This window comes from Clostridium sp., assembly GCF_036642255.1.
Classification (GTDB): Bacteria; Bacillota; Clostridia; order Clostridiales; family Clostridiaceae; genus Clostridium_J.
The window spans coordinates 41,046-50,736 of the sequence record NZ_JAVWDJ010000029.1 but is presented as its reverse complement, the minus strand read 5'-3'; the positions used below and the strand labels follow the sequence as shown (position 1 = coordinate 50,736).

7 protein-coding genes are annotated in these 9,691 nt (G+C 33.8%); all 7 read right to left on the bottom strand.

Annotated elements, in window-relative coordinates; all coding sequences use genetic code 11:
• A partial coding sequence (secA, locus tag RR409_RS14665) for a preprotein translocase subunit SecA (RefSeq protein ID WP_332558516.1) occupies positions 1-2,373 on the bottom strand: 2,373 nt, incomplete at its 3' end.
• 472 nt (positions 2,374-2,845) lie between these two features.
• Positions 2,846-4,162, bottom strand: coding sequence for a hypothetical protein (locus RR409_RS14660; protein ID WP_332558515.1), 1,317 nt, complete (start codon positions 4,160-4,162; stop codon positions 2,846-2,848).
• A complete protein-coding gene (locus tag RR409_RS14655) occupies positions 4,163-5,266 on the bottom strand; it encodes a glycosyltransferase family 1 protein (RefSeq protein WP_332558514.1) in 1,104 nt (367 codons plus the stop codon).
• Positions 5,267-5,274: 8 nt separating this feature from the next.
• The gene (locus tag RR409_RS14650; protein WP_332558513.1) at positions 5,275-6,780 is read right to left on the bottom strand and encodes an oligosaccharide flippase family protein; all 1,506 of its coding nucleotides are present in this window, start codon (positions 6,778-6,780) and stop codon (positions 5,275-5,277) included.
• 36 nt (positions 6,781-6,816) lie between these two features.
• On the bottom strand, positions 6,817-7,497 hold the full coding sequence (locus tag RR409_RS14645; RefSeq protein WP_332558512.1) for an acyltransferase: 681 nt from the start codon (positions 7,495-7,497) through the stop codon (positions 6,817-6,819).
• 291 nt (positions 7,498-7,788) lie between these two features.
• Positions 7,789-8,646 (bottom strand): glycosyltransferase, encoded by an 858-nt coding sequence (locus tag RR409_RS14640; protein WP_332558511.1) that lies wholly within the window; start codon positions 8,644-8,646, stop codon positions 7,789-7,791.
• A gap of 63 nt (positions 8,647-8,709) precedes the next feature.
• Positions 8,710-9,642 (bottom strand): type I phosphomannose isomerase catalytic subunit, encoded by a 933-nt coding sequence (locus RR409_RS14635; RefSeq protein ID WP_332558510.1) that lies wholly within the window; start codon positions 9,640-9,642, stop codon positions 8,710-8,712.
• Between the last annotated feature and the right edge of the window lie 49 nt (positions 9,643-9,691).

Sequence of the window (9,691 nt, the reverse complement as noted above, 5' to 3'; positions counted from 1 at the left end):
TTTAGCTTCTTCTTTAGCCATTTCAGCTTTAAAAGGCTCGATATTGATATGAAGTATATGTCTCGCTACTTCCTTCTTCATTCCATATACTGTGTCCTCAAAGACCTCCCCACCTTGTAGTTGGTAGGATATCAATGGATCCTTTTGGTTATAGGCTTGAAGAGCTATATACTTTTTAAGGTTTCCCATGGTTTCTATATGCTCTATCCATTTTCTATCAACTACTCTAAGAAGTATGCTCTTTTGAAGTCGCATTATTGCTTCTTTTAAGTAAGTTTTCTTTTCTTCATATAGGTTAAATGCAGCTTCTAATAGTTTTTCTTTTATTTCTTCTTTCTTAAGAGAAAGCAATTCTTCTTTATTTAATTCTTTTTTACTTCCAATAATATCTTCTATTGCTACTAACAAGGAGTCCATTTCCTCTTCAACAATTTTAGAACTAGTAAGATGCAGTTCTACTTCACTGCTTACTACATCCTCAATCATAGTTTTTATGTTTTCTGATATGTCTTCTTGCTCTACTATTTCGTTTCTTTGGTCATAGATTATTACCCTTTGCTTATCTAGCACCTGATCATACTTCACTAAGTCTTTTCTTGTTTCAAAGTGATGAGATTCCACATTAGTTTGTGCTACATTTACAAGTTCACGAACTTTTTTTGTATCTATGGATTCCCCTTCGATAAAGGTATTAGACTTCTCAATATTTTCTAGTCTTTCTTTAGCAAAACGAGTTACAACTTCATCTTCTAAGGAAACATAGAAAACAGATTCTCCCACATCCCCTTGACGACCTGAACGTCCTCTTAACTGATTATCTATTCTTCTTGCTTCATGTCTTTCTGTTCCGATGATTTTAAGGCCACCAAGTTCCACTACGCCTTCACCCAGCTTTATGTCTGTACCACGTCCTGCCATGTTGGTAGCAATAGTTACAGTGCCAACTTCTCCAGCTCTTGCCACAATTTCTGCTTCTCTGCCATGTTCTTTTGCATTAAGCACCTGATGTGGTATACCTTTTTTCTTAAGCATAAATGATAGAATCTCTGACTTTTCAACAGAAGCAGTTCCCACCAGCACTGGTTGACCTTTTTTATAGGTTTCTGCAATGTCTTCTGCCACAGCCTTAAATTTTTCAAATTCTGTTTTGTAGATTACATCTTCTCTATCTATTCTAGCTATTGGTCTATGTGTTGGAACTACCACTACGTCTAGGTTATAGATTTCTCTAAATTCCTTTTCCTCTGTTTCCACTGTTCCAGACATTCCTGATAGCTTTTTATAAAGTTTAAAGTAATTTTGATAAGTGATAGTAGCTAAAGTGTCATTTTCTTCATTGATTTTTACAGCTTCCTTTGCTTCAATGGCTTGGTGAAGACCTTCACTAAAACGTCTTCCCTCCATAACTCTTCCTGTGAACTGGTCCACTATCATTATTTCTCCTTCTCTAATGATGTAATCCACTCCATTGTGCATTACATAGTTAGCTCTTAGGGAAATAATAGTGTGATGTTGAACTTCCATGTTTTCCATAGCTGTGAAATCTTCCACCTGGAAGTACTCTTCAGCCTTAGCAATTCCATCTTCTGTTAGCATCACAGCTTTAGTCTTTTCATCTATTACATAATCCTCTTCTTTTTTCAGTGACTTTGCAAATCTATCAGCTCTTTTATAGATAAGATTAGATTTGTTTCCTTGTCCTGAAATTATAAGAGGAGTTCTTGCTTCATCAATGAATATAGAGTCTACTTCGTCTACGATTCCATAGTGTAAGGTTCTTTGAACTCTCTCCACAGGCTCTGCCACCATGTTGTCTCTCAAGTAATCAAAACCAAACTCACTGTTAGTTCCATAGGTTATGTCACATTTGTAAGCTTCTCTTCTTGCATCAGGCTCCATGTCGTGTAGTATAACTCCCGTGGTTAGCCCTAGGAAATTATATACTTGTCCCATTTCTTCCTTGTCTCTTTCTGCTAGGTAATCATTTACTGTGATGATATGAACCCCTTTACCTGCAAGAGCATTTAAGTATGCTGGACATGTTGCTACTAGAGTTTTTCCTTCTCCAGTTTTCATTTCTGCAACTCTTCCTTGGTGAAGTACCATTCCACCAATAAGCTGTTCTCTGTAGTGCTTCATCTTAAGAACTCTCCAAGAACCCTCTCTAACTACTGCAAAAGCTTCCACCAATATATCTTCTAAAGTTTGTCCATTGGCTAATCTTTCTTTTAGTTCAAAGGTCTTATTTTTTAGTTCCTCATCTGTAAGCTTTGACATTTCCTCATCCAAAGCCATTATTTTATTCACTGTAGGTAACAGTCTTTTTACTTCTCTTTCATTATAGCTTCCGAATATTTTAGACATTATGCCCATATAGTTCCACTCCTTATCTCATTTAGTCTACCATAGTTGTTGTATTTATTTATTATCTAATAACTTTATAATTTTATAATTTTAAAACTCCTTGAACCATTTTTTATCGCTCTCTATCCCACGTCCAAGTGAATATAATATTTCTTCCTATAAAGCCAAAATGGTATCTCACCACTTTGCAAACCATCTCCAATTCCTAAAGCCTTTCTTTGCTATAATAAATTTCATTTGAAAAGCCTATACTAATACTTTTTCGTTACAAATCCCCTTTTATTGAGGGATTTAAGGTGGTTATGCAGGGTTTGTCTCCATAATCTTTATGGAAAAGAATCATCATTAACCCAGTATTGGATTATAAAACCAAACTACTCAAAAAATAACTAGTACATGAACTAGTTATTTTTATTATACCTCTATATATTTTACCTTATATAACTTTCACCTGACAACTAGTTAAAGTTGCCAATTTCTATTATCTCTTAATAATCCTCAGCAGCCTCTTTGAATACCCCTGTTTATAATCATACTCTATGGCCAAAAGCAACATGATGTTTAGTAGCAGTATTGGCATTTTAAAGGAATTCACAAAAACACTCCAAAGCAGGAGGCTTGTTACATTAGTATAAATTAATATTTTACTAATACTGCTCATGTTTACTCTTTTCTTAATTAAACTTATCGATAGGTAAGCTAGAGCCATATACATTAATAGGTATACTGCAAGGCCAATGAATCCCAAATCCTGAAAGGCTTCTGGAATAAAGGAACCTGCATTAAGTCCTACTTTTTTCTCTAGGTATGGTATATAGGTTGCCCTATCTAGGAGCCACACTTTGTATTCGTCTCCTTTACCAATAATGTTGGCAAAGAATTTAACAAAGGGATAAAACAAATTATTGAAGTAAGCATGGTTTACCACCTGATTACCTAAGGAGAAAGCTACATTTTCTAGGGGACTTGTTAGATAAATATACACCCATAAGAGTCCTGACGGCATGTATTCTCCCACTCCATAATGTTCCCATAGCGTTCTTTCATACACATTTTCCAGTACATATTCCATTCTAAGGTTTCCAACAAATCCAAAGAACCATATGAATGCTGCTATGAGTAAAATGAACCCTCCATAGGTTAAGTATCTCATTTTACTACTTAATCTTTCTTTTATGTTTATGAAGTTAAAAACCTCATAAAGCCCAAGTGATATAAATAGGAATGCAATAGGTCCTCTATTTAAGGTTAGAAGCAAGATTCCGAAGCTTAATATAAATATAACTAAATCCTGCCATCTTTTAAAGTTTCTTAGAAGTATATATTTTATTTCGGCAACTAGTACTAGCATATAAACTATATACCCACTGTAGTGATCCATTGCTTGCTTATCGATTTTATTTTCCTCTGCTATGGCTAGGCCATGCTTATATACGTTGTAGAAAAAAAACGCCGCTGCCACGATGAATATTAAATTGGATAGGTTGAAGTATCTTTTCTCTATTTCTCTGTCCTTAAGTTCCTTGAAAGTATAATGGATGTCTTCTTCTTTAAGCCCTGTGAACTTTGAAAGAATTAGGAAACTTCCCCATATAGCACACACTATTATATTTATTTGATTTGTAGGATTATACAGAGTACTTAGCCTCAAATCATATAATATGAGAGTTATGATCCAAAGGAGAAACATTATTTTAATCTGATCTACAAAGATTATAACTCCTTGTTTTTTTAAGTAATATCCCAAGAAGAGTAAAAGAATTACTAATTGAATAATCCCTAAAATTTCATACAACATTTATCCCTCTTTCTCTTCACTGATTATTTCATAAACTTCTTTAGCTGTTTTTTCCCAAGAAAATCTCTTTAAGTTTTCTTTAGCTTTTTTCTTTATATCCTCAACTTTTGCTTTATCTTTAAGGGCCACTTTCATAGCATCCTTTATTTCTCCCACATTTTCAGGGTTAAAGGTTACTGCTCCTTCCCCATATACTTCTGGAAGAGAAGAATTGTTTGAGCAAAGCACCACTGTATCACAAGCTGCTGCCTCCAAGATTGGAAGTCCAAATCCTTCATATAGGGTTGGATACACAAATGCTACCGCTTTATTGTAAAGAGTTTTTAAATCTTCATCTCCCACATAACCTAAGAATATAACTTCTTCCTGAAGGTTTAATTCCTTTGTTAGTTCCTTTAATCTCTCTATATAAGGAGAAGTTTTTCCAATGATTAATAACTTGCAACCATTTCTATCTTCTAGCTCACTAAAAGCTTTAATTGCTTTATGCAGATTTTTATGGGGATAAGATGCCCCTACCATGATCATATATGGATAATTTATTGAGTATTTTCCTAAGATTTTCTCATCTATGCCTTCAGTGTTAAAAAGCTCCTCATCATAGCCGTTATATACCATGTGAACCTTACTCTCATCTACCTTATAGAATCTATGCAAATCCTCCACAGTTTTGTTGGAGATACATATGATTTTATGTGCTCTTTTAAGAAGGTGTGGCATTAAATATTTGTAATATCTGTACTGATGCATTGCCACCTCAGGATAATGAAGGGGTATAAAGTCGTGAATGGTGATTATTTGTTTTCCCCTAGCAAGTAGTGATAGGTACTGAAAGGGATGATAAAGTATATCCCCACTTTTTATTTTAAAAGGCATCATAAGTTGGGTATATAAAAGTCTCACCAATCCACCTTTTTTCTTGTAGGAAGGCTTCACATATTTTGTTACAGGTTGAACTTTTAACCCTTCTATAGAAATAGGGCAAAACACCTCTACAGGTTTCTTATCTCTTGCCCAAATTTTTAATATATTTTTCGCATAAACTCCAAGCCCAGTGGGAGTTTCATGTAGTATAGTTCCATTTACATATATTTTTTTCTTCATAAGTAAGATTAGCTCCTTCTCAATATCACATTTTTAATTTCCTTAATGTTTTTTCCAAAGAGTATTGCTACAATTATGGAAAACAGGATTATATATAGTATAAACCCTATATACCATTTTACCCTAAAAGTTAGGTATAAAAAAAGTGATATTGTAAGAAATTCTCCTATATGATGTTTTTTTGTGTTTATTCCAATAACTTTGGCGAAATATCTGTCTCCATAGATCCCCCAAAGATAAAAGGAAATTAAGGAGGACATGGCTATTGATGTGGTAGTTTTAAACATTAAAAAGGCAATAATTATAGTTACAAGGGAAATAGCTACCGCCACCACATTATTTCTTGTGTATTCTTTTTGTAATTTTAAGGTTTTATAAAAGTTTTGTGTAACTATATTTATTTCCCCACTGAGTAATATGGTAGGAAATATTATTGCTGTGATTTTTAGCGCTTCGCTATATTGTGGTATGTAACTTCTTACTATAATATCAAAAATGAAGTACCCTGAAAGACAAAAGCCCACTAACACGAAGATGGTGGTTTTCATGATTTCATACACTTTAGCTTTATCTTTTCCTTCACTTCTCGTAAGGTAAGGATAGACTACTGTGGTAATAGCATTTAGGATTAAATAGAACATAGAAAGTAAAGAAACCGCAAAGGAATACATTGCAAAGTCCTGAACAGAAAAGAATTTATCTATGAAGATTCTATCTATTCCGATGATGATTATGGTAACAAAGTTTCCTAGCATAATAAACAGCCCTAAGGATATATTGTGTTTTATATCATCCTTTAGTTCCTTGATACTATAACTTTTTCCATGAACTATTCCCTTATACTTTCTTATGTATATATACAGGATTATTAGGTTTACTATGGTTTGAAGCATCATAAAATACATTCCACTATTGTTATTTATAAAGATAAAACCTATAACTCCAACTATATAAAGTATCTTAGATAATACTAAATTAAAGGAATATACTGCAAACCTTCTAACAAACTGGCTTATAAACTCAAAGTAGCCTATTAAGTTAACTAAAATTATGTTTATAGATAAAAATAGGTAAATAAGAATTCTTGTATTATCTTTAGTTAGAGCTGCCCCCACTATAAAAACCACTATTGCAACTATACTTTGAAAGATAGTCAAAAACTTAAAGTAAGTTCTAAACTTTTCTCTTGGGAGGGTATCATAATCATACTTCCCATAGTTTATATAAATTCCATCATTGAAACCAAAATGAAACACTCCTACATAACCTAGATAAAAGGTAAACACTCTAAAGTAGGCATATTCCTCTATGGATAACATCTTTGGTATAACAAAAGTTATAATAAGGCCGCTAATTAAGCTTATTAAATTGGCACCTAAAGTATAGGACAAGTCTCTAATTCTTCTGTCTCTTAATTGCAGTTTACCCAGGAGAATCACCATCTTTCTTATGTTTTTTCTTCTTTGCACCTCAGATATCATGGTAACTTTTGTAATCACCTCTGAGGTAGTCACAAAATATGGATGTACCTGCCAGGTGATATGGGAACATTATTTTTCCCAAGTAACCTCTTCTTTTATAATTTTTGGAGGATTTCCTCCAATTAAACACTTTTCTTTTCCTTCAAGTTGTTTGTTGATTGCCTTTGAAACAATTGTTCCTGCTGCAATAATGGATTCTGGCGCCAAGGTTACCCCTTTTAAAATGCTGCACCTTGAACCTATCCAAGTTTTTCTTCCTATTTGAACTTTTTCATCACAATTTATGATGTTGTTTTCATTATCCTTTATGAAATGAAGATCACTGTCCATTATTTGAGTTTCCCAAGAAACCATGACATCATCTTCTAGAATAATTTCTTTTCTACAAACTATAGAAGATTCTGCAGTTATTATAACATTTTCTCCAAGAGTTAACTTACCCTTCTCTTCCACAGAAATCTTTGTTCCATGACCTAAAGAAGCCGATCCTTGAAAGTTAACTTCTCCAAGCACCTTCCAAATACTTCTCTCTCTCATTTGATCAAAGATACCAACTTCCCCAAAGCCTATTTTAATCATGGCTGGCTTAAGGTTTTCTGAATTTATTTTAACTACTCCCCTAGTATCCATGAGCCAAACTCTATGGGATACCATAAAGGGAAGTTTTATACCCTTTTTAAAGGGAAGATATTTAAAATTAAAATATAAAGTTTTTGGTATGGCTCTTATGAGCAGATATAACTTTCTCAAAACAAAATCCTCTCTTTCATGTTCATGTTTTCCATTTATTCATCTGTGATATTTGAGTCCCCTGTATGTAATTGGACTTTTGAGGCATCACTATTAATCTCTCCTACGAATAGTGGCCTCATTGAGTTGTAGTTCCGCAAGTTACCTTCTACCATTATAAGGTTGCACCTCAGAGGTGAAAAAATTAGTGGATATAATTTCACCCCTGAGGAATTTATCGCCGAGGAGCTTCCTCCTTTATAAATCCCGCAGGGGCGGATATTGTCTGCCTCATGGCTCTTGATTTTTTTATTATTTTTTCTTTACGCTTTTCTTTCCAAAGTAGCTTCCTAAAAATCTAGCTGCAAAGTTGGGTACTATATTTACTAGTACTGGAAGGTTCTTTTCTTCACAGGACCTCTTAAGCACATGCCCAAAAAGTCCAAAGCCACTTTTATTAGCTTTGTATCTTAAGAAATGGCTATTTTCCTGAAGAAATACTCCAGTGTCATAATATCTCTTATATAATTCTTTTAACTTAAATTTATGAGAATGTATAACTTGTGACTCGCTGCAGTATTTTATCCTGTAGCCATTTGTAATAATTTTATAAGCTAAATACATATCTTCATTGATTACTAGGTGTTTTCCATCATAACCACCAAGTTCTACATAAATATCCCGTCTTATAGCTGAGGCAGCATCAGAGTAAAAAAAGGTTCTAAATCCTAATGAATTTATATCTTCCTTGGAAACCACTCTGCTAGCTTCAGGATAGTTTTTTTCTCTAACATACTTTTCTATAGTATTATTATCACAAATTTGTCTACTAAAGGAGGCCTCACACTCGCCCTTTACTATTGGATTTGTAAGATTATAAAGCCATAGGTTATCCTTTATGATAATATCTTGAGTTATGAATACTATTATATCTCCCTCTGCTCTAAAGGCTGCGTCTTCCCTAGTTCTGCTATGAGAGAACTCTTTTCTCCCAATAACCTTATAGGTAGCCCCTATGGCCTTTAATATTTCTTCAGAGTTATCTCCAGACTCTGTAAGGATATACTCTATGGAGGAAAGCTGCACTTGTTCCTGAGCTTTTAAGGCTTTATGTAAATCTTTTATATACTTTTCTCCATTATATAAAGGACATATAATAGAAACTCTCATAATTATCTCCTTTGGCCTTTTATTTTTGTAAAAGCATCTTAACTTATTTATTATTTCAGATCTCTAAGGTACATAGGTTTTTAGTACCTTCATTTGCCCCACTAATTTATATTCACCTAAACTAGCTGGTATTAAAATACTTTCACCATAGCTTATAGTTTCTTTGTAATCTTTAGAAATAATTTCTCCACTACCTTCTACACAGGTATATATGTAAAATCGCTCTCCCCTTGCTTCTTCACTTAAGGAGATGCTTATTTTATATTCTTCTAAAGCAAAATAGCTGCAAGTGCAGTGAGTTTGCTTTGTATAGCCACTATGTTCTTCCACCATAGGATTTGTTTTGCATCCATTGAGCGAAAAGTCTATTACGTCTAGGGATTTCTCTATATGGATTTCTCTTCCTCTTCCATAGTCATATACTCTATAGGTAATATCACTATTTTCCTGAATTTCTACTAAGGTTATCCCTCTTCCAATGGAATGTATCATTCCGCTAGGAATAAAATATACCTCTCCCTTTTTCACTTCTATAGTATTAATGTACTGATGAAGAGTATCATTTTTTATCCCCTGATGAAATTCATCTTTTCCGCAGTCCTTGGTGCCTAAAACTATGGTAGCACCTTTTTCAGCTTCTAGCACATACCAAGCTTCCGTCTTTCCCATGGACTTTTCTACTTTTCTTGCATATTCATCTTGAGGATGAACCTGTATGGATAGGTTTTCCTTAGAATTTATGATCTTTAGTAGCAGTGGAAAAGTTTCTTCTTCTATTTTATTTCCCAGGATTTTTTCACCATAGGAATCTATTAACTCTTGTAGGGTTTTCCCTTTAAATTCACCGTTGATTACAGTACTCACTCCATGTTCATGGCAAGCAACATCCCAACTCTCACCAATGTTACCACTAGGTACGTTGGCTCTGAATTTCTCCAGTTCTCTTCCACCCCATATTTTTTCATAATATAAGTTGTTAAACTTCAGTGGGTACATACATTCATCTCATTTCTTCTAAATAATGAACAAGTTCATTTGTTCAACC